Origin of the sequence: Stutzerimonas kunmingensis (assembly GCF_014764705.1) — a bacterium.
Lineage (GTDB): Bacteria > Pseudomonadota > Gammaproteobacteria > Pseudomonadales > Pseudomonadaceae > Stutzerimonas.
The window spans coordinates 49,425-73,155 of sequence record NZ_JACXXG010000003.1; the positions used below are offsets into that span (position 1 = coordinate 49,425).

The following is a 23,731-nucleotide window of genomic DNA, read 5'->3' on the forward strand; positions in this document are numbered from 1 at the left end:
GCGACAGTATCCGCCGAACCCATCAGCGACTCGACAACAACAATCACGAGGAGGCTGTAGATGCACGACACTCCCCGCCCCCACGACCTGCTCTGGGGCATGCGTCCCGAGCAACTGCCGGCCGATGCGCCCGCCTGGGCGGTCGCTGTGCTCGCGGCTGGCCAGCCGGTGGTGGTGCGGCGTGCCGTCATCGCGCCTGGGCAGGTGGCGGTCGGGTTGCGCGGGGCGACGCGTGATCAACGCCTGGCCGCGCTGATGCCGGTTGAGGAGATTGGTCATCGGCTGGCGCCGGAAGATCTGCTCGCTCGTCAGGCCAGTGAGGATCTGCCGGTGTTCCGCGTGCTGGCCGAGCTACGCCCGTTGCTCGATGCGCTGGGGTATGTATGGGGCGTCACCGGCTCGGCGGGCTTTCAGCTCGCCACCGGACTGCCGACGGCGCATCCAGACAGCGATCTCGATCTGCTGCTCAGAACCGAGCATCCGCTGCCACGCAGCGAGGCGCGCCCGTTGCTGCAGCTGCTGGAACGCCGCGCCTGCCGCGTCGACCTGCAGCTGGAGACCCCGCTGGGCGGTGTGGCGCTCAGGGAATGGGCCGGTGACGGCGCGCGGGTGCTGGTCAAGACCGCGGATGGCCCCCGGCTGGTCGGCGATCCCTGGCAAGCGGGGCGTGCGGCATGAGCAGCCTGTTCGCCTTTCCCGGCCAGGGCGCGCAGAAACCCGGCATGCTCCAGCGCCTGCCGCAGGAGCCCGAAGTGCACGAATGCCTGACGCAGGCCAGTGCGGTGCTGGGTGAGGATGCGCTGCTGCTTGATTCGGCCGACGCGTTGCAATCGACCCGTGCCGTGCAGCTTTGCCTGCTGATCGCCGGTGTCGCCGGAGCGCGGCTGCTGATGCGCGATGGCCAGCGGCCGGACTATGTCGCCGGGCTGTCCATCGGCGCCTATGCCGCGGCGGTGGTCGCCGGGGCGCTGGACTATCGCGATGCGGTGCGACTGGTTGCGCTGCGTGGCGAGCTGATGCAGCGGGCGTACCCGCACGGCTACGGCATGACCGCCATCCTCGGCCTGTCGCTGGGCACTGTCGAGGGCCTGCTGACGGAGGCCGCGGAGCCCGCCTACCTGGCCAATATCAACGCCGACAACCAGCTCGTCATCGCCGGCAGCGACGCCGCCATGGCCGCGGTCGCCGCCCGCGCCAAGGCCCTCGGCGCCTCCTGTGCGCGGCGCCTGGCGATGAGCGTGCCGTCGCATTGCGTGCTGCTCGAGCAGCCGGCGCGGCAGCTGGCCGAAGCCTTCGCCGACGTCAGCCTGCGCGCTCCGCAAGTTCGCTATCTGAGCAGCTCGTCCGCACGCCCGATATTCGATATCGAGCGTCTGCGCGACGACCTGGCCTTCAACATGTGCCGCGTCGTCGACTGGCACGGCACCCTGCGCACCGCCTACGAACGCGGCGTGCGTCTGCATATCGAACTGCCCCCGGGCTCGGTACTGACCGGCCTGGCACGACGGGTTTTCGAACAGGGTACGCTGGCCGCATTCGACGGCGCCCGGCTCGACACACTGGACGCCTTGCTGCGTCAGGAGGGCAGCCAGAGCCGATAGACCGCGTGCACATTCAGCGCGAGCAAGCCTTACTCGCGGCTGATCGATGGATAAAAACAACTACCTCGACAACACGCGCCAAGCCCTCTGCAGGCGGCGCAACCAAAAAGGACAAGAACAATGATCATCTTTGGTGTGGCCTTCCTGGCCTTGTGTACCCTCACCGGCATTTTCGCCGGCGAGCTGCTGGGCAAGCTGCTGGGCGTACCGGCAAACGTCGGCGGCGTGGGTATCGCCATGGTCCTGCTGATCCTGCTCGGCAGCTACCTGAAGAAGCGCGGCCTGTTCAACATGGAGACCGAACAGGGGGTGAAATTCTGGAGTGCCGTGTACATCCCGATCGTGGTCGCGATGGCGGCACAACAGAACGTCTATGGCGCCCTCAGCGGCGGCCCGATGGCCATTCTCGCCGGTGTGGCGGCTGTCGCAGTGGCCTTCGCGCTGGTGCCGGTGCTCGACCGGATCGGCCGAAAAAAGCTTGAAGCCGATGAAGCCAAGCCACTGACCACGGGGGGTTGATCCATGTACGAATCTCTGATGAAAGTGATCTCCGGCTACGGCCTGATCAGCGGCTTCGCCATCATCGGCGCGACCATGTGGATCTCCTACTGGCTGTCGGACAAGCTCACCAACGGCCGCCTGCACGGCTCGGCGGTCGCCATCCTCATCGGCCTGTTGCTGTCGTACATCGGCGGCGTGGTGACCGGCGGGCAGAAGGGCCTGGTGGATATCGCGCTGTTCTCCGGCATCGGCCTGCTCGGCGGCGCCATGCTGCGTGATTTCGCCATCGTCGCCACCGGTTTCGGCGTCAGCGTCGAGGAGCTCAAGCGCGCCGGTCTGGTGGGTGTGCTGGCGCTGTTCGTCGGCGTGTTCTCCTCCTTCATCGCCGGTGTCGCGGTGGCCATGGCGTTCGGCTACACCGACGCGGTCAGCCTGACCACCATCGGCACGGGCGCTGTGACCTACATCGTCGGCCCGGTCACCGGCGCGGCGATTGGCGCCAGCTCCGAAGTCATGGCGCTGTCGATCGCCGCAGCTCTGGTCAAGGCGATTCTGGTGATGATCGCGACGCCGTTCGTGGCGCCGATGATCGGCCTGAACAACCCCCGTGCGGCGGTGATCTTCGGCGGCCTGATCGGTACCTCCAGCGGTGTGGCCGGCGGCCTGGCGGCCACCGATGCCCGCCTGGTGCCCTACGGCTGCCTGACTGCGGCGTTCTACACCGCGCTGGGCTGCCTGCTCGGGCCATCGCTGCTGTTCTTCGTCATGCGCGGATTGTTGGGCTAACCGCTGCGCCGGTGAGCGGCCGGGCTCGGTCCTGTCGCTCCAGGCGAGCGCGGTTCCGCAGCGCGTTCCATGGATGCCTCGAGTCTCCCGTCCGCGTCATCCGAACGTGGGGGTTACAGCGCTCGCATTTTCTGGCAGGGTAGGCTTCGAATCGCGACAGAATGCCGCAAGCGGCGCTGACGCGAATCGATGTGATTGCGGGAGAGACTGCCGCATGGCAGCGCCGAAGGAGCAACCGCCCCGGAAACTCTCAGGCAAAAGGACCGCTATCACTGCTGACACTCTGAAGAGCCGCCCGGTTTTCGTCGCCGGGCGCACCGAAGGAGCAAGCGAGCCGTCACGCGCTCGTGAATCTCTCAGGTCCAGAACAGAGGGGGCGCCCGCCGCGCGTTGGGCGCACGGGCTATGACCCCCTGACGTTCTGGAGCGACAACAATGAAAACAATCGCAGTCATCGGTGGCGGTATCACCGGCGTCACCACCGCCTATGCCCTGGCCAAGCGCGGCTTCTCGGTCACCCTGCTGGAAAAGCACCGCTACGCTGCGATGGAAACCTCGTTCGCCAACGGCGGCCAGCTGTCGGCCTCCAATGCCGAGGTCTGGAACCACTGGTCGACCATCGTCAAGGGCCTCAAGTGGATGCTCAAGAGCGATGCGCCGCTGCTGGTCAATCCCAAGCCCAGCTGGCACAAGCTCTCCTGGTTCGCCGAGTTCATCGGCTCGATCCCCAATTACCGGCAGAACACCGTCGAAACCGCGCGTCTGGCCATCGCCGCGCGCGAGCATCTGTTCGCCTGGGCGGAAGCCGAAGGCATCGACTTCGACCTGAAGAAGAAGGGCATCCTGCACATCTACCGCGACAAGGCCGGTTTCGAGCATGCCGGGCTGGTCTCGCGCCTGCTTGCCGAAGGCGGTCTGCCGCGGCGCAGCGTGACGCCGGAAGAGATGCGCGCCATCGAACCGACCCTGGCCGGCACCTATTACGGTGGCTACTTCACCGAGTGCGATTCCACCGGCGACATCCACAAGTTCACTCATGGTCTGGCCACGGCGATCGAGCGCCTCGGCGTGCGCTGCCTGTATGGCGAGGACGTGCAGGCGGTGGCCACTGACGGCAAGCGCGCGACCGTGACGCTGGGCGGCGTTGCCGGTGGCGAGCGGCTGGAGTTCGACGGCCTGGTGATCTGCGCCGGCACCGCCAGCCGCGATCTCGCCGCGCAGCTCGGCGACCGGGTGAACATCTATCCGGTCAAGGGCTACTCGATCACGGTCAACCTGGCCGACGAAGTCAGCCGTGCCTCGGCACCCATCGTCAGCCTGCTCGACGATGAAACCAAGCTGGTCAGCAGCCGCCTCGGCGACGACCGCTTCCGCGTCGCCGGCACCGCCGAGTTCAACGGCTACAACCGCGACATCCGTGCCGATCGCATCCGCCCGCTGGTGGACTGGGTCAACCAGTGCTTCCCCGGCGTCAACACCCGCAGCGTAGTGCCCTGGGCCGGCCTGCGGCCGATGATGCCGAACATGATGCCCAAGGTCGGCCGTGGCAGTTCGCCCTGCGTGTTCTACAACACCGGCCACGGGCACCTTGGCTGGACGCTGAGCGCGATCACCGCGGACATGGTCGGTGACGTGGTGGCGCAAAGCCTGGGCCGGCCGGCTCCGGTCGCATCCGGGCAGACAGCCGTCGCCTAATGCGGCGGTCGTAGGGTGGAAGACGGCGAAGCCTCTTCCACCGCTGCGGCGCCCATCTAATCATCTTCCCGTCCCGCTCGGCCGCATGCGGACGCTGCTTCAGCTCGGGTGTTTCAGGCTGTACATCCGGCATTCGGCGAGCAGCGCCAGCAGGTTGGGGTCGCGCTCCTTGGCCTTTAGAAACACCACGCCGATGTGCTGCTGCAGGTGATAGCGCGCCTGCAGCGGTATCAATCGCACCCGCGATTCGTAGACCATGCCCACCCGCCCCGGCAGCAGCGCGTAACCGACCCCGGAATTGACCATGCTGAGCAGCGTGAAGATGTCGTTCACCTGCATCGCCACCTTCGGCTCGAAACCCGCTAGCTGGAACACCCGGTTGCCGTCCTGATGGGTGGCGAAGCCTTGGGACAGGGTGATGAAAGTGGCGTCACGCAGATCGCTGAGATCCACTTCGCTCTGGTTGGCGAACGGCGAGTCGGCTGGCGCGGCGAGGAAAATGTCGTCGGAAAACAGCTGCACCTGGGCACAGTCCGGGTCGGCGACGCTCTCGTTGAGCGACACCAGAATGGCGTCCAGCTCCATGTTCTTCAGCTTGTAGAGCAGGTCGACGTTGGAGCCCAGGATCAGGTCGATGTTGAGCTCGCTGCGGCGCAGCTTCAGGCCCATGATCAGCTGCGGCACGGTCTTCACCGTCAGCGAGTAGAGCGCACCGAGCTTGAAGCGCTCGGCCGAGAAACCGGCCGCTTCGCGGGTACGCCGCACCGTCTCGAGCACATCCTTGACCAGCTGCTGGGCACGCTCTTCGAGTACATAGGCACTTTCCAGCGGAATCAGGTTGCGCCCCTCGTGCTTGAACAGCGGGCATCGCAACGCGCTTTCAAGCGAGTGGATGGCGCGATGCACGCTGACGTTGCTGGTGTTCAGCTCGACCGCGGCCTTGCCCAGATTGCCGCTGCGCATGAAGGCCAGAAACACTTCCAGCTTCTTCAGGGTCAGTTCTTCGTCGATCTGCATGGCCGTTGCTCCGCGGTCGGGCAGACGATTATGCCGAACTCGTACTCAGGCGGGGCGCGAAAGCGGAGCAGTGCAGGCGATCAGGGCAGGGCGAGTTCTTCGTCTTCCGGAATCTCGTCCGTGACGTACACGCGTGCGTGTTCGCTCTGGGCGTCCTCGATACGCAAGCCGAAATAGGTTTCGTCATTGGCATCCCAGAACGCCTCGACCTGCTCAAGCGAGGCCTGCTCCAGCAGGACCTGCCCGGAGTGTTCGAGGATGATGGAATAGCGGCGATTGGCGGGCATGTGAGTGACTCTGATCATCGAAAGGCTGCAGGCGCAGCTGTGATGTCATTTTGTCACTTCAGCGGGCTTAATCCTCGCCCGTTCATCGGCCGCCAGCGTTTGGCTGCCGAACGGTTACCCCGCACATCCGTTCGCGGAGTCAGCTCCTAGACAGTTGGTACTGCATGACTAAGCGACTATTCAGCGCGCGGGGATTGCGGTGACGGATACGCCCAACAGGTGCTGCTGGCCCGGTTGCAAGACCACGGCGTCGTCCAGCACGTTGGCTGTCTCGATGCAGGCCATGCGCTGCCAGGCGTCGTCGGCGAAGCTGGACAGGCGCTTGGCCTTGTCGATCCAGGGGTTCCACAGCACCGCTGATCGCGAGCCTCGGGTGGTCAGCTGGATGCTGCGTTTCCATGCCGGGTCGATGAGCTTCAGGGTCGTCGGGAGCTGCAAGTAGATGCGGTCGGTTTCGCCGTTGAACGCCAGGTCTCCGTTCTGCTGCTGGCGCTGCTGCCAATCCAGCAGCGTATCGATGTAGGGGCAGCCGGCCAGGCCTTCGACGCGAACCTGATGGATGTCGCTGACGGCGAAGTAGCTGTGCAGGGCCTGGCTGATCGTGACTGCCTCCGTGCCGACGTTGCGGCTGCTGAGGCTGAGCTCCAGTTCGTCGGCCAGGCGGATCTGCAGTGTCAGTTCGACCCGGTGCGGCCAGCCCGGCAGTGCGTCGAGCGCCTGCGGGCAGTGGAACTCGAGAGTCGCCGTATCGCCTTCGCCGTGCTGCTTCCGCAATTGCCAGGGCAGGGCGCGCACCAAGCCGTGGAAGGGCGCGGGTTGCTCGCCGTGGTAGCTCGCCTGGACCTCTTGTGGGTTGCGCGCCAGATCGCCGAACCACGGCCAACACACGGGTACGCCTCCGCGTACCGATTGGCCCTGTTCGAAGGCGGCCTCCTCGCTAAGCCAGATGATCGGCGGCGCATCGCCCTGGCGATAGCTGAGGATCTGCGCGCCCTGTTCGGCGATCAGCAGTTCGTCCTCACCGCGGCGTACTCGCCAGCAGGCGAGCTGGTTCATTTCGATGCGTTGGATATCGACAGGCATGGGGAATCTCGTAAGGGTTCGGGATCTGCGTCTGACCGCAGAGTGAAGGCGGGATTCAGAAAGGGTCACTGCCTCCTTGCGCAAGGAGGCAGTGCGGGAATCAGCGTCCCTGGCAGGCGTCGACCCGCAGCCAGCGCTCCAGCAGTTTGAAGCCCTGCATCAGCACGAAGGCGATCAGCAGATAGATCAGGCCGGCGGTGAGGAACATTTCCTCGTGCAGGTAGGTGCGGGCGGCGATCTTGCGCGCCATGCCGGTCAGTTCCAGCAGCGTGATGGTGCTGGCCAGGGCGCTGGCCTTGAGCATCAGGATCACTTCGTTGCTGTAGGCCGGCAGGCCGATGCGCGTCGCGCGCGGCAGGATGATGTGCAGCAGAGCCTGCGCCCGTGACATGCCCAGCGCCCGTGCGGCTTCGACTTCACCCGGCGGCACGTTCTGGATCGCTCCGCGGATGATCTCGGCGATATAGGCGGCGGTGTGCAGGGTCATGGTGATGATCGCGCACCAGTACGGGTCACGCAGGTACGGCCAGAGCGCGCTTTGGCGCACGATTTCGAACTGCGCCATGCCGTAGTAGACCAGGAACAGTTGCACCAGCAGCGGGGTGCCGCGGAAGAAGAAGATGTAGCCATAGGGCAGCGCGCGTATGGCCAGCAGGCGGGAGGAGCGGGCAATGCCCAGCGGCACGGCGAGGATCAGCCCGGCGACGACCGAAACACCGACCAGTTGCAGCGTCAGCCAGGCGCCTTCGATGAAGCTCGGCAGCCACTTGATGAAGATTTCCCAGGTCATGCTGCGCTCCGCACGAAGCCACGGCCGGCACGTTTTTCGAGGAAGTGCATGCCGATCATGGCGACGATGGTCAGGCACAGGTAGATGAAGGCCGCGACCAGGAAGAAGGTGAAAGGCTCCTTGCTGGCGGTCACGGCGATCTGCGAGCGGCGCATGATCTCTTCCAGGCCGATGACGGATACCAGTGCCGTGTCCTTCATCAGGATCATGAACAGATTGCCCAGACCCGGCAGCGCCAGGCGCCACATCTGCGGCAGGATCAGCCGCGTGAAGATCTGCCGTTTGCCCAGCCCCAGGGCCAGGCCAGCCTCACGGTGTCCCTTAGGAATGGCCAGCAGCGCCCCGCGGAAGACTTCGGTGGCGTAGGCGCCGAAGCACAAACCAAGGGCGATGGTGCCGGCGGCGAACGGGCTGAGGGCCAGGTTCTCGATGCCGAACAGCTCGCCGATACCGCGAATCAGGCTGATGGTGCCGAAATAGATCAGCAGTACCCAGAGCAATTCGGGTACGCCGCGCACGATGGTCGAATAGGTGCCCCCGAGCCAGCGCAGCGCACTGTAGGGTGAGGTCTTGGCGAGAGCGCCGAGCAGACCGAGCACCAGCCCCAGCGCCAGGGAGGCGAGGGCCAGTTGAATGGTCATCCAGGTGCCGGCGATAAGCGCCGGACCGAATCCGTGAAGGTCAGGAATCATAGAAGCTCAAACACCGAAGCCCGGTCGGCCAGTTTCAGGCGACCGGGCTTCGGCTCGGTTGGATCAGTAAATGCTGAACGGGAAGTACTTGTCGTTGATCTGCTTGTAGGTGCCGTCAGCGATGATCTCGGCCAGCGCCTTGTTCAGCTTCTCACGCAGCTCGTCGTTGCCCTTGCGCACGGCGATGGCGATCTTGTCGTCATCGAATACCGGCTCGCCCTTGAACTCGAAGCCCTTGCCAGCATCGCTCTTGAGCCATTCCCACTGCACGAAGGTGTCGGCCAGGATGCCGTCGACGCGGCCGGAGGCCAGGTCCAGATAGGCGTTTTCTTGAGTGTCGTAGAGCTTGATGTCGACCACGCCGTCCAGGTTGTCTTCCAGCCAGGTACCGGCGATGGTCGCGCGCTGGGCGCCGATGACCTTGCCGTCCAGGTAGTCCTTGTCGGTCTTGAAGTCGGTGGACTTGGGCGCCACGAACTGCAGCTTGTTGGTGTAGTAGTGGTCGGTGAAATCGACGGCGTTCTTGCGCTCTTCGGTCACCGACATCGAGGCGGCGAGGAAGTCGAACTTGCCGGCGTTCAGCGCCGGGATGATGCCGTCCCAGTCCGAGGTGACCACTTCGCACTCGGTCTGCATCTTGGCGCAGAGGGCGTGGGCGATGTCGAGGTCGAAACCGACCACCTTGCCGCTGGCATCGATCAGGTTGAAGGGCGGGTAGGCGCCTTCGGTACCAATCCGTAGTTTTTCCGCGGCGAATGCCTGGGTGCCGATGATCAACGATGCAGCAGCGGTCAGCAGGATCTTCTTATAGCTCTTCATGCGGTGTTGCTCCATTAGCGATGGCTGGACATGAATTGTTTACAGCGCGCCGATTGAGGATTGTCAAATACCTGCTCGGGCGTTCCTTGCTCCTCGACCAGGCCCTGGTGGAGGAATACCACTTCGCTGGATACCTGCTTGGCGAAATTCATCTCATGGGTGACGAGCAGCATGGTGCGGCCTTCTTCGGCGAGCGACCGAATCACTGCAAGCACTTCTTGTACCATTTCCGGATCGAGCGCCGAGGTGGGCTCGTCGAAGAGGATCACTTTTGGCTGCATCGCCAGCGTGCGGGCGATCGCCGCGCGCTGCTGTTGACCGCCGGACAGCTGATTGGGATAGACGTGGCGTTTGTCGGCGATTCCGACCTTGGCCAACAGCGCCTCGGCCACCTCGGTGGCTTCGGCCTTGCTCTGGCCGAGCACGCGGCGCGGTGCCTCGATAATGTTGTCGAGGATGGTCATGTGCGGCCAGAGGTTGAAGTTCTGGAACACAAAACCCAGTTCGCTGCGAATCCGATTGAGCTGCTTACCGTCGGCGGCGACCAGGTCGCCCTGCTTGTCGCGCTTGAGCTTGAGCTGCTCGCCGGCCACCAGAATCTCGCCCTCGTGGGGGTTTTCCAGCAGGTTGATGCAGCGCAGAAAGGTGGATTTTCCGGAGCCTGAAGAGCCGAGGATGGAAATCACATCGCCATCGCGGGCGGTCAGCGAAATGCCTTTGAGAACTTCCAGATCGCCGTAGCGCTTGTGCAGATTGCGGATTTCCAGTGCAGGGATGGCCTCGGCCATGAGGGGTCCTCTTACAGACCGGCGAAGGCCGCCATGGTCTAGATATCTGATGGTGCGCTCCGCGCGAACTGCTCGCCGTCCTGGCGAGGCGCAAACCTAGCATGCGATGCGGCATGCGCCAAGCGCGATGCGGCGTTGAGCGGTGTGACCAATCGGTCACGTTTCGCTGTCCGCCGATGCGCCCCTATCTATATAGATGAAATCGGCGCTGTACGCGCAGGCACACTCCGGTGCCTTGCGTAAACGGCAGGCTCGGTCCGCTTCCGTGCGGCCCGAAGCGGCCAGGTTCTCAGCTCGCTTCCGGCTTGGGCGTGTTTTGGTCGTCGGAGAGCATTTCGTCGTGCTCGGCCATCTTCCACGGCAAGCTGCCCGGCGAGATGTGCAGGAAGTGCAGGTACTTTTCGAATTGGTCGAGTATGTCGCTGATGATGTCCGCCTGGTCGTATCCGTAGACGTCGTAATGCTGGCCGCCGCGGCGCAGGAACACCTCGGCACGGTAGTACTGCTCGTCGGCCTCCGGCCCTTCGGTCAGCGCGAACGCCGGCATGGCGTAACCGACCGCACGGATCTCGTAGATGAAGTCCACCTGGTCGTCCTTGATGACCTCCAGGTAGAGCCGCGAGTGGGCTTCATCGGTATGCACTTCAGCAGCCCATTCCTGCCCACTGAGTTCGCGCTGCACGCGGCGCATCGCCTTGAGCACCGTGGTGTTCATGAAGTCGTCGACCTCTTCCCTGCTGGGAAAGCTGACCATCCCCGCCAGGCGCTTCTTCCACAGGCCGGGACCGGCGTTGCTCGCCAGCCGGCTGCCCTGCATGTGGCTTTGCAGGCTGGTTTCGTGGTGGCCTTCGATCACCAGAGCTCGCCACATGCCCAGCGCGGCGATCATCATGATGATTGCGAAGGGCAGCGCGCTGGCGATGGTCATCGTCTGCAGCGCGCTGAGGCCGCCGGCGAGGAGCAGGGCGGACGCAACTACGCCCTCGATGCTGGCCCAGAACACACGCTGCCAGACCGGCGTGTGCAGCGCGCCGCCGGCGGCCAGCGAGTCGATGACCAGCGAGCCGGAGTCCGACGAGGTAACGAAGAAGGTGATGATCAGAACCACCGCCAGGAACGAGGCGATGGACGTCATCGGTAGCAGTTCGAACAGTTTGAACAGCGCGATGGCGTTGTCCGCCTGCACATCCGAGATCAGCGAGGTGTAGCCTTCGACCATGATCATGTGCAGCGCGGTGTCGCCGAATACCGAAAACCAGAGGAAGGTGAAGATGGTCGGTACGAACATCACGCCGAAGACGAACTGGCGAATGGTCCTGCCGCGGCTGATCTTGGCGATAAACAGGCCGACGAAGGGCGACCAGGCGATGGTCCAGCCGAAGATGAACAGCGTCCAGTTGCCGATCCAGTCGCTGCGGCTGTAGGCCTGCAGGTTGAAGGTGCGCTCGATGATGTTGTTCAGATAGCTGCCGGTGTTCTGCAGAAACGTTTCGAGGATGAAAATGGTAGGCCCGACCAGAAACACGAAGAGCATCAGGCCGATCGCCAGGATCATGTTCAACAGCGACAGGTTCTTCACACCCTTGTCCAGACCGGCGACCACCGAGCAGATCGCCAGGCCGGTGATGATCGCAATGGCGATGATCTGCACGTTGATGCTGATCGGTATCGACGGCCAGAGGTAGTTGATGCCCGCGTTGATCTGCGTGACGGACAGACCCAGCGTGGTGGCGATGCCGAACAGCGTGCCGAGAATCGCGAAGACATCCACCACATGGCCGATCGGCCCGTAGATGCGTTCGCCGATGATCGGGTACAGCGCCGAGCGCATCGACAGCGGCAGGCCGTGGCGGAACGAGAAGTACGCCAGCACCAGACCGGTCAGTCCGTAGATGGCCCAGATATGAAAGCCCCAGTGGAAGAAGGCAATCTGCATCGCCTGCTTGGCCGCGTCGACGGTTTCTCCGGCTCCGGCGGGTGGCGAGGCGTAGTGCAGCACGGGTTCGGCCACGCCGAAGAACAGCAGGGCGATGCCGTAGCCGGCGGAAAAGAGCATGGCGAACCAGGCTGGAAAGCTATATTGCGGCTCGGCGTGATCCGGGCCCAGCTTGATGCTGCCCCAGGGCGTCATGGCGATGCCGACGATGAACACCAAGAAAAAGGCCACCGAGAGCATGTAGAACCAGCCGAAGTTGGTCGTGATGAACGCTAGCGTCGAGCTGAACACTTCACCGGCCAGTTCCGGATTGCTGATGGTTCCGATCACCAGCAGCAGTGTGACGATCACTGCTGGAATGAACACGGGGAACAGAATGATGGCCTTGGGTATTTTCTTGGCGGCGTCCATGGACGGTCAGCCTCCGTTTGCGCGGGTGATGAGCGGGATGTACGCGGCGAAACCTCCGGATTGCCCGAACGCTGCCTTTGGGGTAGACGGTCCGAAGCGCAGAATGATTCAGCGAAAAGATGGGTTGGGTGTCGATTGACCGATAGCGCCAGTGCTAAAACGCGGGCTCCAGGCCGTGGTGCCGCAGGATGGCCGCAACGCTGCCGTCGGCGATCAGCGCCTCGAGTGCGTCGTTGAAACGTTCGAATTCGGCTTCGCTGACCGCGGCGCGGGAAAGGCCGATCGCGTAGGACACCGGTTGCAGCTCACCCGCCTCGTGAATGTCGGAATGCCCCTCCTGATCGATCAGGTGCCAGGCGACGTCCTGATTTACCACGGCGACGCCCTGTTCGCCGAACCTGCCGGCCTCCAGCATGCGCAGCAGCCGCCGGTTATCCGCCTCCAGGATCAGCGTCACGTCGCCGACCTCAGCCAGATGCTGACCGAGCACGAAGGAGGTTCCGGAGGGCCCGTACACGGCGACGCTGCGTCCGGCCAGGTCCTCGGGGCGATGGAAGACGAAGCGGCTCGCCGACCGCGCATAGACCCCATAGCGGGAGGTGACCAGCATGCGGGTGAGGTGGAACGCGCGCTCGCGATCCGGTGAGCGGATCACGGTGAAGATCCCCTGCGCTTCACCGTCCTCGGCCAGCGCCAGTGCGCGTCGCCAGGGCAGCAGCTGCACCGGACAGTCGATTCGTAGCCGCGCGCAGACGGCTGCAACGATCTCGACGAAAGGCCCGGCTGCACGGTCCTCGGTCGCTGTGGCTGATGCATAGGTGAACGGCGGAAAATCCTCGGTAACGAAGCGCAGCTCATCGGCCTGGCAATTGCCCATGAGTGCCAGGCCGGCGGTTATCGCAATCCATCGAGTGGGCATGCTGCAAGCTCCAGGCGATCGGCAGAGCGGCAATACGCTCCACGCCCTTGCAGGCTAGCGTGTCGCCGTCCTCGGCGCGACCCTGAATCAGGGCAGCCAGCGCAGCAACCCCGGTCGCCAGGTGAGGGTAAGGGTGACCGCCATAGCGGCGGCCGCCATCAGCAAGAACCAGAGCAGTACAGCGAAGCCTGGCCCCTCCACCGTCATCAGGGCCGTGGGCGCGCCGGCGAAGGAAATCGCGGCGACACTGCGGCGTAGCCATCGCTCGCGTGCGGGCGCCGGTGCCGCTGATCGCCAGACCTTCTGGCGATGAGATTGCTGCAGCAGCGCGAGCTGGGCGAACGCCAGGTAGCACAGGACAAAGACGCCCAGCTGCATGACTTCAGCCATTGGCAATGCCCCGGTTCAGGCGTCGTGCCGTAGCCAGCGCCAGCAGCGCCAGCAACATGAGCAACAGGTCCATCCCGGCAACCGCATCGCGCCCTTGCTGCAGGCTGTGCAGCAGATGATCGCCGGTGGTCAGCCAGTTCAGCAGCACTGCCGTCGGTGCGGCGACGCCGATGGCCAGCAATTGTCCGTGCCAGGCACCCGCGCCACGAATCAGCGCATGGACCAGGGTCGACGCCCAGATCAGAAAGAACGCCCAGCCCTCGAGGGCGGCGCGGTCTATCTCGAAGCGGCCGAGGTCGGCCGGCAACGCGCGATTGGCGATGAAGAAGCCAAGCGTGGCGAGGATCAGACCGCTGCAGCTGCAAACACAGATCGCGTCCAGCAGGTGCGCGCCGGTATGCCCGTTCCGCTGGTGTCGGGCGCGGCGGGCGCCGGTCCAGAACAGCAGCCCGGTGGCGATCATTACCCAGCCGGACAACCCGCCCAGAAAATACAGCCAGCGCAGCGTCCAGTGTTCGAACTGAACGAAATGCAGGCCGCTGAAGAATCGCTGGATGGCGGCTACCGGCCCGGTCCGGTGATCAAGCAGGAGGGCTCCGCTGCTGCCGTCGAAGGTCATGCGATCGACGTTCATGGTCACCTGGCGGGCAAAGCTGCGGCGAACCTCCACGTATGCCTGGGTGTCTCCGGGATGCCATACCCGCAGCATGTAGGGCTCATCACTCCAGGCTTCGCGGGCACGGTCGCGCATGGCGTCCAGCGAAGCCAGCGTCGCGGGCTCGGCGGATGGCTGCCGTGTGTAGTTGCCGAATGCCTCGGTGCTGAAGGCAGCCGAATTACCGGGGTAGATTCGTTCGATGACCGTCGGAAAGTAGATGGCAAAGAAGATGATCAGACCGGATAGGCTGATCAGAAAGTGAAACGGCAATGCGACGACGCCAGTCAGGTTGTGCAGATCCAGCGTCGCGCGTTGCGTGCTCTTGTGCGGCCTGAAGGTGAAGAACTCGCGAATAATCTTGCGATGGATCACCACGCCGGACACCAGCAACAGCAGCATGCCCATGCCGGCGATGCCCAGCAGCCAGTAGCCGACATTGCGCCAGCGCAGATGCAGGCTGTAGTGGAACGGAAAGAGGAACCCGGTGGCAGCCCAGCTGCCATGGTCCGGTAGTAGCTCGCCGTTGGCAGGATCGATGAAGCGACGCGTCGATACGCCCTCGGCATTCGGGAACTCCAGCTGGATGACCGGTGTGCGCTCGCTGGGCAGGGTGATGCTCCAGCGCCCAGCCGTGCCGGCCAGCCGCTGGGCGTGCGGCACGACCAGGCGATCCAGGGAAAGGTCGACAGGTGGTGAGCCGAGCCGCGTCGAAGGCAGCATCCAGCGGTCGATCTCGCGATCGAAGACCACCAGGCTGCCGGACCAGAAAACCGCCAGCAGCAGGCCGCCGAGCAGCACGCCGGCCCAGGTGTGCAGCCAGCTCAGCGAAGCACGAAATCCGTTCCCGGGCATCGTCAACCTGCACCAGTGATAAGCGGCAGCGATGCCGGCGGGCCGAGCTGCAGCGCCAGGTCGCTGGCGATGCCAAGCAGCAAGAGCAGGCACAATCGCCACAGCCGTGGTTCGACGAACGCCCAGAGCAGCAGGCCGAGGTAGATGACGAAACCCAGCATGCAGGCGATCAACACCGCCTCGTGGCTGGCCAGCTCGATTAGCTGCACCAACAACCGAGCGCTGACCGAAACCAGCGCTACGGTACAGGCGAAGCCGCCGCCGATGCCGGCAAGAACCCGCAGCGCGAGACTGGCGTGGTGGCGCCAGTCCATCTGGTGCTGTTGCCGCCCCTGCTTGGCCGCTGAGTGCATGTCTTAGAAGCTGACCTGATAGCCAAGGGTGAACGTCCGTCCACGACCATTGAAGACGCGCCCATTGCGGGTTGCGGGTGCGCCGGTGTTGGCGGCCTGCGAGTAGTAGGTCAGGTAGTCCTCGTTGAACAGGTTCTCGATCCCCAGGCGGGCTTCGCCGACCGGCAGGCGATAACCGAGCGAGGCATCGACCAGGGTGTAGCCGTCGAAATCCAGGTCCGGCTGGTCAAAGCCCCGGCTGGCATAGTGGTTGGCCTGCAGCAGGCTGTGCAGCTTGTCGTTCCAGTTGGCCTGCCAGCTGATGCCGTAACGATCCGGAGAGATGTTCGCGCCATCGAGGTCGGTATCGACCTTGCCGTCGTCGTCGGTGTCGGACTGGCCGTTGACCTGCGCATACATCAGCTTCAGCCGGTGCGCCTCGTTGATCTGCCAGCCGCCGGTGAACTCGATGCCATCGATCTCGGTGCGCTCGCGGCGTACCTGGTAGACCCCGCCCACGCTGTCCAGGCGCGAGCCGAGGTCGGCATCCGACTCGTAGTAACTGATCTCCGCGTCGAACGGTCCGTGATTCAGGCGAAGGCCGATCTCGCGGTTTTCGGTAACCACCGGTTGCAGGTCGAGGAAGTTGTCGACACTGGTCCCCGGCGTGCCGATGCCCCGCAGCACGCGACCGACATCCGGCATGCCGAATCCTTCCGAGTAGTTGGCGAACAGTTGCGCCCAGTCATTCATCTGCCAGACCAGGCCGGCGTTATAGAGCGTTTCCTCGAAGGTCGGGTTGCCACCCTCCACATCGACACTGCCCACCGGTTTGGTCGAGGCAATGGTGCGGAAGCTGTCGACGTCGAGGTCGGCGAACTCATGCCGCACACCGGCATGCAAGGTCAGCTGGTCGAGCGCGCGGATCTCGGCCTGGAGGAACGGCGCATAGTTGCGGAACACCGTTTCCGGCACCCATTCCCGATCAGTGAGAATCAGCTGCTGGCTGGTGGTGTCCTGCAGCACATCGAGTCCGCCGGTGAGCATCAGGCGGTTGTCGAGCATGCCATCGCGGCTGATCGTCAGCTTGCCGCCGAACTTGTCCGACTCGTTCTGCGACTGATCGAACAGCGTTCCCGCCGGCGCGATGCTGGGGTCCTGGAAGGTGGCGTTGGTGCCGCCACCGAAGCGGCCGCGGAATCGCTGGGTATAGAGCTGCAGGCCCAGTTCGTTGCCATACAGATCGGCATGTTTGTAGGACAGGCTGGTCGCGAGTACCTCGTTCTGCGGTGCCTTGCCCTGCGGGTTGCCCTTGCGTGAGGTCGCGGGTATCTCCGCATCGGCGTCACCCGGTACGTTGACGTACTCGTGATCGCCTTCGACTTCGTAGCGATTGACCATCAAACCGATGTTCTGATTGTCGTCCAGCCAGTAACCGAGCTTGAGCAGCAGATCGGTGCCGGTCGAATCCATCACGTCGCCCTGGGTATCATCGACGCCTATCAGATCGCCGTTGGCATCGTAGAACATGCCCTGGGTCTGCCAGCTGGCGGCGGCGAGGTAATCGAGATCGCCCTGGGTGCCTTCCACCCGGTAATCGAGCTTGTAGCCCAGGCCTTCGGACTCGTAGTCGGTGGGTGCGGTGAAGCTGACGCCCGCGTGCTGACGCAGCGCGCCGCTTTCCGGACGCCGGGTGACATAGTTGATGATGCCGCCGGTGGCGCCCAGGCCGTGCTCAGCGCTGGCGCCGTGGATCACCTCGATGCGCTCGACCATCGACAGGTCGATCACATAACCGTCGCGCTGGCTGTCGCGAAGCGGCGTGGACTGTGGCACGCCGTCGATGAGGATCAGTGCCGAGCGGCCGCGAAAGGTCTCGCCGGCGCTGCTCATCTTCTGCCGGCTTGGCGAGTAGGAGGGGATCAGGTTGCTCAGGATCGCGCCATGGTCCGAGGTGATCGCCAGTTGCTGCTCGATTTGCTCGCGGCTGATCACCGTGATTTTCTGTGGCGTCTTGCCCGCTTCGCTTCTGGCCCGTGTCGCACTGATCGTGACTGCTTCGAGCTCCGTCGCTTCATCCGCCGCGGTGGCAGGCAGGGGCGAGAGGGCAAGGGCTGCAAGAGAGATAGACAAGCACAGGCTGGTTCTGCGAAACACGTGAAGCTCCCGGTGTTGGATTTGTTCAGGGAGCGCGAATGTAAACTAAATGTAAATTACTTTCATTAAGCTTTGTCTGTTTTTCGCCTGTTTTGGTCGTTCCACCCGTTACCCGCTGAGCTGAGCGTGCGGGTTGGGTCAGCGACTTTTGCGCATCTGCTCGCGCCATTCCCATGGTGGTTGCTGTTCGGTCTTGTGCAATGACCACAGGCCGCGCCGGAACTCCCGGGCGACCGCCTCCAGATCGAGCAGCGAGCGGTCGTCAAGGTGACCGCGATACGCCCAGGCTGCGCCAGACCTGACCATCTCCGAATTGACGTCGATGTTGCCAACGCCGACTCGCGCCAAGGTCCGCCCCAGGTCATCGCGGCCCTTGACTACGAGCGTCACGTTCTTGCCGAAGATGTGGTCGGAGAGCGCTTGCCGGGCCTGGCTGCCATAGGGTTGCTTGAGCTCCGGGGTGTCGATTTCCGCCAGCCGGACCCTGAACCGTTCACCCGCGTTGGTCCGGCAGCTGAAGGTGTTGCCATCGGCGATGCCGATCACCCGGCAGTCGAACGATTCGGCAGAGGCAGGCATGGCAGCGATGAGCAGGGCGGCAAGCAGGTAGCGCAGCATGAGGGCATCCATGCGGTTCGGGGCGGGCGAGGGTAACAGGCTGGTCGCTGCCCTGATCGGCGCCAGGTCTCAGATGGTCCGTCTGCGTTGGCGAAATGGCGGCCGGTCACGCATGCCGAGAAATACGCCGAACCGCCGCCTTGCCATGGCGCGCGCAACGCTCAGAAGGCGGCTTCGAGTTGGTGCCGGCGCAGGATCTTCGGCACCGTGCCATCGGCTATTGCCGCGTCCAGCGCCTGCTCGAACGCTTCGAACTGTGCCGCGCTCACCGTCTTGCGCGAAAGACCGATGCCATAGCTGATCGGGCCCATTTCGCCAGCCTCGCGCACATCGGAAAGTTGCTCTTCCTCGATCAGGTGCCAGGCAACATCCTGATTGAGCACCGCCAGGCCGTCCACACCGAAGCGCCCGGACTGCAGCATGCGCAGCAGTCGGCGATTGTCGGTAGTCAGGTGCAGGCTTACGTCGGGCACCGACTTGAGGCGCTCGGACAGCACGTAAGAGGTGCCGGATGGGCCATAGACGCCAACCAGTCGCCCCGCCACATCACCTGGCTGGTTGAAGACGAAGCTGCTCTCGGTCTGGGCGAAAACACTGTAGCGAGAAGTGACCAGCATCCGGCTGATGTGGAACATCTGCTCGCGTTGCGGTGAAGGTGTGAGAGTGAATATTCCGTCCACCTGTCCCTGCTCGGCCAGGCGGAATGCGCGCTGCCAGGGATACAGGGTGATCGTGCATTGGTGCTGCAAGCGTGCGCAGATCGCATGTACCACCTCTACAAACGGGCCGGCCGCACCAACGCCTGCGGTTTCGCTGGCCGGGGCGTCAGCCGGATAGGTGAACGGCGGGAAGTCTTCGGTCACGAAACGCCACTGCGCCGCGCCGGCCGGGGCGGCGTTCGACAACAGCCATATCAGCAGAATCGAGAGAATCCTGTGCACCGTTCGGCTCCTTGCGCTGTGCAGCATTCCTTGGCGGTTCGACGCGGCCGGGCAACATCTCGCTCAAGCCCGCTCCGTTAGCATCAGCCTAGCGCAGAATGAAGTCGGAGCGATTAAGTGATAAGGCCTGGCCGGGCATGCGTGGCACGTGCGGCGATTCGCCGAGGGACACTTCTGCAGTGGCCCCGTTGAGGCTTGCCAGCTCGCCGAGAGCGCAGAGGAATATCACGTTGATGCGTCGCTAAGTTTGGGCACTGCTCCCTTGCGCACCATCATAAAGATGCTTCTGGAAGCCGAAAAACAGACTCTTGATCAGTTCCGGCCTACCCAGATCTGCAACTGCATCGTTAATCGCATTCTTGTAGCGAAGCTTCAGCAAAGGGGAGAGCTTTTCCGGCCCCAATTCCTCCACACCCTCCTTCACGTATTGCGACAGCACGAAGTCAAGAAAGGCTTCTTGCTTGTCAGTGAATTGCCCATGCAGCGTGCTGCGAGCTCTGCTGGCGCGCTCTTCTCGAGTCTGCGGTTCGATGGAGAAGGCGACGTACGTCAGCACATCGAACAGGTCACTATGCTCGGCGTCGATGATGCGCTGCATTTCGTGCAGTACCTCGTTGCTAAAGCCACGTTCAGCCAGGCCCTGTAGGAGCGAAGTGCGAGTATCCGGGGCGCTCCAAAGCCCGCGTAGCTGGTCCTCATCTTTAAAAAATTCCGGCAGATTACCGAACAGGCTTTCCAGGAACTGCGCAGCAGACATCGGTTTGCCATCGGCGCCGAGGTACAGCGTCGCCATCATGCTCTTGATGCGGCGCACCGAGCCGTTGCTGAGTCTGACCTCGATCACGTCCGGGCGTGGATCGCGCGGTGGCTTGGGCGGCCTGGGTTCGTTTTCATAGCCGCCTCTGTCCTCTCCGGTGGCGGCGCCTCCGGTCACGGTAGGCTCTATCGGTTCGCCATCCCATTCGGGATCGCTGAATAGGTGATGAGCTTTCACGAAGTCATAGATCGTGAAGTAATCCTTGCCGTCGAATAAGCGCGTACCACGACCGATGATCTGCTTGAACTCGATCATGTTGGTCACCGGCCGCATCAGCACAATATTGCGGACGTTACGCGCATCCACGCCGGTGGAGAGCTTCTGCGAGGTAGTGAGAACGGTCGGTATGGTCTTCTCGTTGTCCTGGAAATGCCGCAGGTGTTCTTCCCCCCGCGCACCATCATCGGCGGTCACCCGCACACAGTAGTCCGGCTCGCTGCTGCGCTTCATCTGGTTGATCAGGTCACGTACTTCCAGCGCATGCTGTTGGGTGGCGCAGAACACCAGCGTCTTCTCGTTTGGCGCGATCTGCTCCATGAACAGTTTGACCCGATAGGCCTCCCGCTCCGGGATCTTGATGACTCGATTGAAGTCCGCCTCGAGATAGCGCCGTCCCGCCTCAACCTATCCCTTCGGCATCATGCCCGGAGCATAACCCTCGGCGGCGTGGGTTTAGAAGGCGGAATCAACCCGCGAGCATGTTCATGATCAGGCGAATCAGCGTGTCTTTCTGCGCCGGGTCTGACTCCGCTACGAGCAAAGCGAGGGCGGCAAGGCCGATATCGTTGATCACTGGCTGGTTGGTAGCGTCCAGCAAGCGCCCATTGCGGTTGAGAAAGTCCACGAACAGAAACGCACCGCTGCGCTTGTTGCCGTCGGCGAACGGGTGATTCTTGATCACGAAGTACAGCAGATGCGCAGCCTTGGCCTCCACGCTGGGGTAGGCCGGCTCGCCGAACACCGTCTGATCCAGATTGCCCAGTAGGCCCGCCAGCCCGTCGCCGCGTTCCAGAGCGAATAGCTCGGTGGCTTCGCCGCGAGCCATCAACTCGGCTTTCAGGCGAGCCAGCGCCTGGCGGGCTTCGTCCAGCGTAGGCAGCGCGCCGCCGGCGATAGTGGGCGGGTCGGTCAGCAGGCCTTCGTCATACCGCTGAAGCAAGAGGAAGGTCTGCGCATAACGGGTAACGATATCCACCAGCCCTCGGCCGGTGTCGCTGAGTAACTCAGGGCTTTGCGCCGCCTTTCTCACCAGCTGTAGTGCAGCTTCCAGCTCCAGAGCATTGGCTTCGAAGCGTTGGCGATTAAGGGTGTAGCCCTGGGTGAGGTGTTCGCGCAGCAAGCGTGTAGCCCATTGGCGGAACGACACGGCGCGCTTGGAGCTGACCCGATAGCCCACCGAGATAATGGCGTCGAGGTTGTAGTGTTTCACCACGCGGCTGACCTGCCGCTTGCCTTCTTGGCGAACTACCGAGGAATCCTCGGTAGTTGCCGCCTCGGCCAATTCGCCATCGGCAAAGATATTCTTCAGGTGCAGGCTGATGTTGTCGTTCGAGGTCTCGAACAACCCAGCCATCTGTCGCTGAGTCATCCATACCGTATCGCGCCCTGCATCCAGCCGAACCTCGACCGGCTGGCCGGCTTCCTGAAAGATCACCAGTTCCCACTTGTCCAGCTGTAGCCCCGTACATGGCAACCAAGACTGTGTTGGCCGGAAATAATTTGGCCGAGGATTTTTTTAATCCGAGTTCTGTAATAAAGGTTTTTGCCGCTGAAATTTCGCCCTGACTTACTTCGCCACTCTGAAGCCAAGGGATTTTTCCTCCTTCGTAAAACTCCTTATTAGACTTCAGCGGAGTACCGCCGGCCGCTGTCTTACAGACTTCGGCCAATCGGGTAACTTGCCAAACTGCTTTCACAGCAGCCCCCTGATAGTCGCCAGCACTTGCGCGCTCGCTTTATCCAGCACCGCAATGTCGTCCAGGATTTCCTGCGGACTGCGGAAGGCTGCGTCTTGAGCGCCATTGGGGTTTTTCACCGACAGGTCGTAGCTCGCCTGATCAATGTCGGTCGCATTGACACTCCAGCTCTTCGGCGAATCGGCAAAGGTTTTTTGCAGTTCGATAAATTCAGTCAGGTCAGTGTCAGCCAGCGGGTTGGTCTTGCCCAGATTGCGGCCGGGGTCGAGCTGGTAGTACCAGACCTTGCGCGTCGGCGCGCCCTTGGTGAAGAACAGCACCACGGTCTTGACGCCCGCGCCCTGGAAGGTGCCGCTCGGGCAGTCGAGTACGGTGTGCAGGTTGCAGCTTTCCAGCAGCAGTTTGCGCAAGCTGACCGAGGCGTTGTCGCTGTTGCTGAGGAAGGTGTTCTTGATGACCACCGCGCCGTGCCCGCCGGCCTTGAGAGTCTTGATGAAGTGCTGGAGAAACAGGAAAGCGGTTTCGCCGGTCTTGATCGGGAAGTTCTGCTGGACTTCCTTGCGTTCCTTGCCGCCGAACGGCGGGTTGGCCAGCACGATGTCGAAGCGATCCTTGTCCTGAATATCGCTAAGGTTTTCCGTCAGGGTATTGGTGTGGATGATGTTCGGCGCTTCGATGCCATGCAGGATCATGTTCATGATGGCGATGACGTAGGCGAGGCTCTTTTTCTCCTTGCCGTAGAAGGTGTGCTTTTGCAGGGTTTCCTGCTGGCGAGTGGTCAGGTTCGGCTGGCTGCTCAGGTAATCGAAGGCTTCGCAGAGAAAGCCTGCCGAGCCGACCGCGCCGTCGTAGATGCGCTGACCGATGTGCGGATTGACCACCTTGATCATGGCGCGGATCAGCGGGCGCGGGGTGTAGTACTCGCCGCCGTTGCGCCCGGCGTTTCCCATGTTTCTGATCTTGACTTCGTAAAGGTGCGAGAGCTCGTGTTTCTCTGTCTGCGACCCGAAGCGCAGGCCGTCGACGATTTCCAGCACTTCGCGCAGGTTGTAGCCGCTCTGGATGCGGTTCTTCAGCTCGCCGAATATCTCGCCGATCTTGTACTGGATGGTGTCCGGTCCTTCGGCCTTCTGCTTGAAGCCATGCAGATACGGAAACAGCTTTGTATTGACGAAATCCTTGAGGTCATCGCCGGTCAGGGCGCTGTTATGGTCGATCTGGCCATTCGCTGTCTTGGGCGCAGCCCAGCGCTCCCAACGGTATTCAGGGTCGAGGATGTAGAGGTAGTACTTGCCCTCAAGCTCGGCTTCCAGGGCTTTTTCCTGCTCCAGCGCATCGAGATATTTGAGAAAAAGCAACCAGGAGGTTTGCTCGGTGTAGTCGAGCTCGCTGGTGCAGCCAGCATCCTTGTGCAGGATGTCATCGATGTTCTTGAAAGCCTGTTCAAACATGGCGGGCAGCTATTCCGTGAAGTGCCGGCTGGATCATAGCGGGCCGCTGGCACAAATCGCAGGCAATAAAAAACCCCAAGGAGGTTAATTTCGCTTGGGGTTTTTCGGTATTAGTGGTGCCCAGGGACGGAATCGAACCGCCGACACGGGGATTTTCAATCCCCTGCTCTACCGACTGAGCTACCTGGGCAACGGGGCGCTATTAGACGGATTTGGCTTTTGCCTGTCAAGCGTGGTCCGGAAAAATATTTAATCCGGACGGGCGCTTAGCGCA

22 protein-coding genes, 1 tRNA gene, 2 pseudogenes and 1 riboswitch are annotated in these 23,731 nt (G+C 62.9%); of the genes and pseudogenes, 5 read left to right on the top strand and 20 right to left on the bottom strand.

Features of this window, described 5'->3' with window-relative positions; genetic code table 11:
• Positions 1-60: 60 nt before the first annotated feature.
• From IEG05_RS03700 to IEG05_RS03720, 5 genes are all read left to right on the top strand, one after another.
• Positions 61-678: a malonate decarboxylase holo-ACP synthase gene (locus IEG05_RS03700; protein WP_046617406.1), complete on the top strand. Its 618-nt coding sequence runs from the start codon at positions 61-63 to the stop codon at positions 676-678.
• Positions 675-1,601 (top strand): malonate decarboxylase subunit epsilon, encoded by a 927-nt coding sequence (gene mdcH, locus IEG05_RS03705; RefSeq protein WP_046617407.1) that lies wholly within the window; start codon positions 675-677, stop codon positions 1,599-1,601. The genes IEG05_RS03700 and mdcH overlap by 4 nt, the downstream gene beginning before the upstream one ends.
• A gap of 120 nt (positions 1,602-1,721) precedes the next feature.
• Complete coding sequence (gene madL / locus IEG05_RS03710) at positions 1,722-2,120, top strand: malonate transporter subunit MadL (protein ID WP_046617408.1); 399 nt, start codon at positions 1,722-1,724, stop codon at positions 2,118-2,120.
• Between the two features lie 3 nt (positions 2,121-2,123).
• Entirely contained in the window at positions 2,124-2,888 is a 765-nt protein-coding gene (madM, locus tag IEG05_RS03715) for a malonate transporter subunit MadM (RefSeq protein WP_191121668.1), read from the top strand.
• A gap of 188 nt (positions 2,889-3,076) precedes the next feature.
• A riboswitch (glycine riboswitch) is annotated at positions 3,077-3,164 on the top strand.
• A 159-nt stretch (positions 3,165-3,323) separates the two neighbouring features.
• Positions 3,324-4,583, top strand: a complete 1,260-nt coding sequence (locus IEG05_RS03720; protein ID WP_046617410.1) for a D-amino acid dehydrogenase — start codon at positions 3,324-3,326, stop codon at positions 4,581-4,583.
• 99 nt (positions 4,584-4,682) lie between these two features.
• Here IEG05_RS03720 and IEG05_RS03725 read toward each other — a convergent pair whose 3' ends face one another.
• The 20 genes and pseudogenes from IEG05_RS03725 to IEG05_RS03820 all read right to left on the bottom strand — a co-directional run bounded on the left by IEG05_RS03725 (position 4,683) and on the right by IEG05_RS03820 (position 23,647).
• A complete protein-coding gene (locus IEG05_RS03725; protein WP_046617411.1) occupies positions 4,683-5,600 on the bottom strand; it encodes a LysR family transcriptional regulator in 918 nt (305 codons plus the stop codon).
• 80 nt (positions 5,601-5,680) lie between these two features.
• Positions 5,681-5,887: a hypothetical protein gene (locus tag IEG05_RS03730; RefSeq protein WP_013984451.1), complete on the bottom strand. Its 207-nt coding sequence runs from the start codon at positions 5,885-5,887 to the stop codon at positions 5,681-5,683.
• A 180-nt stretch (positions 5,888-6,067) separates the two neighbouring features.
• Positions 6,068-6,970 carry a D-hexose-6-phosphate mutarotase gene (locus IEG05_RS03735; RefSeq protein WP_046617412.1) on the bottom strand — a complete coding sequence of 301 codons (903 nt, stop codon included), beginning with the start codon at positions 6,968-6,970 and terminating at the stop codon, positions 6,068-6,070.
• A 100-nt stretch (positions 6,971-7,070) separates the two neighbouring features.
• Positions 7,071-7,760 carry an ABC transporter permease gene (locus tag IEG05_RS03740; RefSeq protein WP_046617413.1) on the bottom strand — a complete coding sequence of 230 codons (690 nt, stop codon included), beginning with the start codon at positions 7,758-7,760 and terminating at the stop codon, positions 7,071-7,073.
• A complete protein-coding gene (locus IEG05_RS03745; protein WP_046617414.1) occupies positions 7,757-8,452 on the bottom strand; it encodes an ABC transporter permease in 696 nt (231 codons plus the stop codon). The genes IEG05_RS03740 and IEG05_RS03745 overlap by 4 nt, the downstream gene beginning before the upstream one ends.
• Positions 8,453-8,515: 63 nt before the next feature.
• A complete protein-coding gene (locus IEG05_RS03750; protein ID WP_023444040.1) occupies positions 8,516-9,271 on the bottom strand; it encodes an ABC transporter substrate-binding protein in 756 nt (251 codons plus the stop codon).
• A 14-nt stretch (positions 9,272-9,285) separates the two neighbouring features.
• Positions 9,286-10,059 carry an ABC transporter ATP-binding protein gene (locus IEG05_RS03755; protein WP_003281313.1) on the bottom strand — a complete coding sequence of 258 codons (774 nt, stop codon included), beginning with the start codon at positions 10,057-10,059 and terminating at the stop codon, positions 9,286-9,288.
• A gap of 289 nt (positions 10,060-10,348) precedes the next feature.
• Positions 10,349-12,406 carry a BCCT family transporter gene (locus tag IEG05_RS03760; protein WP_014818617.1) on the bottom strand — a complete coding sequence of 686 codons (2,058 nt, stop codon included), beginning with the start codon at positions 12,404-12,406 and terminating at the stop codon, positions 10,349-10,351.
• Positions 12,407-12,560: 154 nt separating this feature from the next.
• Positions 12,561-13,325: a substrate-binding periplasmic protein gene (locus IEG05_RS03765; protein ID WP_046617417.1), complete on the bottom strand. Its 765-nt coding sequence runs from the start codon at positions 13,323-13,325 to the stop codon at positions 12,561-12,563.
• Positions 13,326-13,412: 87 nt separating this feature from the next.
• Positions 13,413-13,715: a DUF3325 family protein gene (locus tag IEG05_RS03770; protein WP_046617418.1), complete on the bottom strand. Its 303-nt coding sequence runs from the start codon at positions 13,713-13,715 to the stop codon at positions 13,413-13,415.
• Positions 13,708-15,225 (bottom strand): PepSY-associated TM helix domain-containing protein, encoded by a 1,518-nt coding sequence (locus tag IEG05_RS03775; RefSeq protein ID WP_046617422.1) that lies wholly within the window; start codon positions 15,223-15,225, stop codon positions 13,708-13,710. The genes IEG05_RS03770 and IEG05_RS03775 overlap by 8 nt, the downstream gene beginning before the upstream one ends.
• 2 nt (positions 15,226-15,227) lie before the next feature.
• Positions 15,228-15,578, bottom strand: coding sequence for a hypothetical protein (locus IEG05_RS03780; protein ID WP_191121669.1), 351 nt, complete (start codon positions 15,576-15,578; stop codon positions 15,228-15,230).
• 3 nt (positions 15,579-15,581) lie between these two features.
• Positions 15,582-17,690 (bottom strand): TonB-dependent receptor, encoded by a 2,109-nt coding sequence (locus IEG05_RS03785; RefSeq protein WP_224742676.1) that lies wholly within the window; start codon positions 17,688-17,690, stop codon positions 15,582-15,584.
• A gap of 162 nt (positions 17,691-17,852) precedes the next feature.
• Positions 17,853-18,332: a thermonuclease family protein gene (locus IEG05_RS03790; protein ID WP_191121670.1), complete on the bottom strand. Its 480-nt coding sequence runs from the start codon at positions 18,330-18,332 to the stop codon at positions 17,853-17,855.
• Positions 18,333-18,493: 161 nt separating this feature from the next.
• Positions 18,494-19,273, bottom strand: a complete 780-nt coding sequence (locus IEG05_RS03795; protein WP_191121671.1) for a substrate-binding periplasmic protein — start codon at positions 19,271-19,273, stop codon at positions 18,494-18,496.
• A gap of 241 nt (positions 19,274-19,514) precedes the next feature.
• Positions 19,515-20,714, bottom strand: a pseudogene (locus tag IEG05_RS03800) (type I restriction-modification enzyme R subunit C-terminal domain-containing protein); the annotation flags it as partial.
• A 61-nt stretch (positions 20,715-20,775) separates the two neighbouring features.
• The gene (gene rhuM / locus IEG05_RS03805) at positions 20,776-21,744 is read right to left on the bottom strand and encodes a virulence RhuM family protein/type II toxin-antitoxin system death-on-curing family toxin (RefSeq protein ID WP_414717797.1); all 969 of its coding nucleotides are present in this window, start codon (positions 21,742-21,744) and stop codon (positions 20,776-20,778) included.
• Between the two features lie 67 nt (positions 21,745-21,811).
• Positions 21,812-22,006 (bottom strand): annotated as a pseudogene (locus IEG05_RS23615) (restriction endonuclease subunit S); the annotation flags it as partial.
• Positions 22,003-23,457, bottom strand: a complete 1,455-nt coding sequence (locus IEG05_RS03815) for a class I SAM-dependent DNA methyltransferase (protein WP_046617433.1) — start codon at positions 23,455-23,457, stop codon at positions 22,003-22,005. The pseudogene IEG05_RS23615 and the gene IEG05_RS03815, both read right to left, overlap by 4 nt.
• A 114-nt stretch (positions 23,458-23,571) precedes the next feature.
• Positions 23,572-23,647: transfer RNA gene (locus tag IEG05_RS03820), tRNA-Phe, on the bottom strand.
• Between the last annotated feature and the right edge of the window lie 84 nt (positions 23,648-23,731).

What these genes read in the sequence shown, in the direction of transcription:
- IEG05_RS03700 (WP_046617406.1), top strand. Translation starts at nt 61, where the DNA reads ATGCACGACACTCCCCGCCCCCACGACCTGCTCTGGGGCATGCGTCCC.
- mdcH (WP_046617407.1), top strand. Translation starts at nt 675, where the DNA reads ATGAGCAGCCTGTTCGCCTTTCCCGGCCAGGGCGCGCAGAAACCCGGC.
- madL (WP_046617408.1), top strand. Translation starts at nt 1,722, where the DNA reads ATGATCATCTTTGGTGTGGCCTTCCTGGCCTTGTGTACCCTCACCGGC.
- madM (WP_191121668.1), top strand. Translation starts at nt 2,124, where the DNA reads ATGTACGAATCTCTGATGAAAGTGATCTCCGGCTACGGCCTGATCAGC.
- IEG05_RS03720 (WP_046617410.1), top strand. Translation starts at nt 3,324, where the DNA reads ATGAAAACAATCGCAGTCATCGGTGGCGGTATCACCGGCGTCACCACC.
- IEG05_RS03725 (WP_046617411.1), bottom strand. Translation starts at nt 5,600, where the DNA reads ATGCAGATCGACGAAGAACTGACCCTGAAGAAGCTGGAAGTGTTTCTG.
- IEG05_RS03730 (WP_013984451.1), bottom strand. Translation starts at nt 5,887, where the DNA reads ATGCCCGCCAATCGCCGCTATTCCATCATCCTCGAACACTCCGGGCAG.
- IEG05_RS03735 (WP_046617412.1), bottom strand. Translation starts at nt 6,970, where the DNA reads ATGCCTGTCGATATCCAACGCATCGAAATGAACCAGCTCGCCTGCTGG.
- IEG05_RS03740 (WP_046617413.1), bottom strand. Translation starts at nt 7,760, where the DNA reads ATGACCTGGGAAATCTTCATCAAGTGGCTGCCGAGCTTCATCGAAGGC.
- IEG05_RS03745 (WP_046617414.1), bottom strand. Translation starts at nt 8,452, where the DNA reads ATGATTCCTGACCTTCACGGATTCGGTCCGGCGCTTATCGCCGGCACC.
- IEG05_RS03750 (WP_023444040.1), bottom strand. Translation starts at nt 9,271, where the DNA reads ATGAAGAGCTATAAGAAGATCCTGCTGACCGCTGCTGCATCGTTGATC.
- IEG05_RS03755 (WP_003281313.1), bottom strand. Translation starts at nt 10,059, where the DNA reads ATGGCCGAGGCCATCCCTGCACTGGAAATCCGCAATCTGCACAAGCGC.
- IEG05_RS03760 (WP_014818617.1), bottom strand. Translation starts at nt 12,406, where the DNA reads ATGGACGCCGCCAAGAAAATACCCAAGGCCATCATTCTGTTCCCCGTG.
- IEG05_RS03765 (WP_046617417.1), bottom strand. Translation starts at nt 13,325, where the DNA reads ATGCCCACTCGATGGATTGCGATAACCGCCGGCCTGGCACTCATGGGC.
- IEG05_RS03770 (WP_046617418.1), bottom strand. Translation starts at nt 13,715, where the DNA reads ATGGCTGAAGTCATGCAGCTGGGCGTCTTTGTCCTGTGCTACCTGGCG.
- IEG05_RS03775 (WP_046617422.1), bottom strand. Translation starts at nt 15,225, where the DNA reads ATGCCCGGGAACGGATTTCGTGCTTCGCTGAGCTGGCTGCACACCTGG.
- IEG05_RS03780 (WP_191121669.1), bottom strand. Translation starts at nt 15,578, where the DNA reads ATGCACTCAGCGGCCAAGCAGGGGCGGCAACAGCACCAGATGGACTGG.
- IEG05_RS03790 (WP_191121670.1), bottom strand. Translation starts at nt 18,332, where the DNA reads ATGCTGCGCTACCTGCTTGCCGCCCTGCTCATCGCTGCCATGCCTGCC.
- IEG05_RS03815 (WP_046617433.1), bottom strand. Translation starts at nt 23,457, where the DNA reads ATGTTTGAACAGGCTTTCAAGAACATCGATGACATCCTGCACAAGGAT.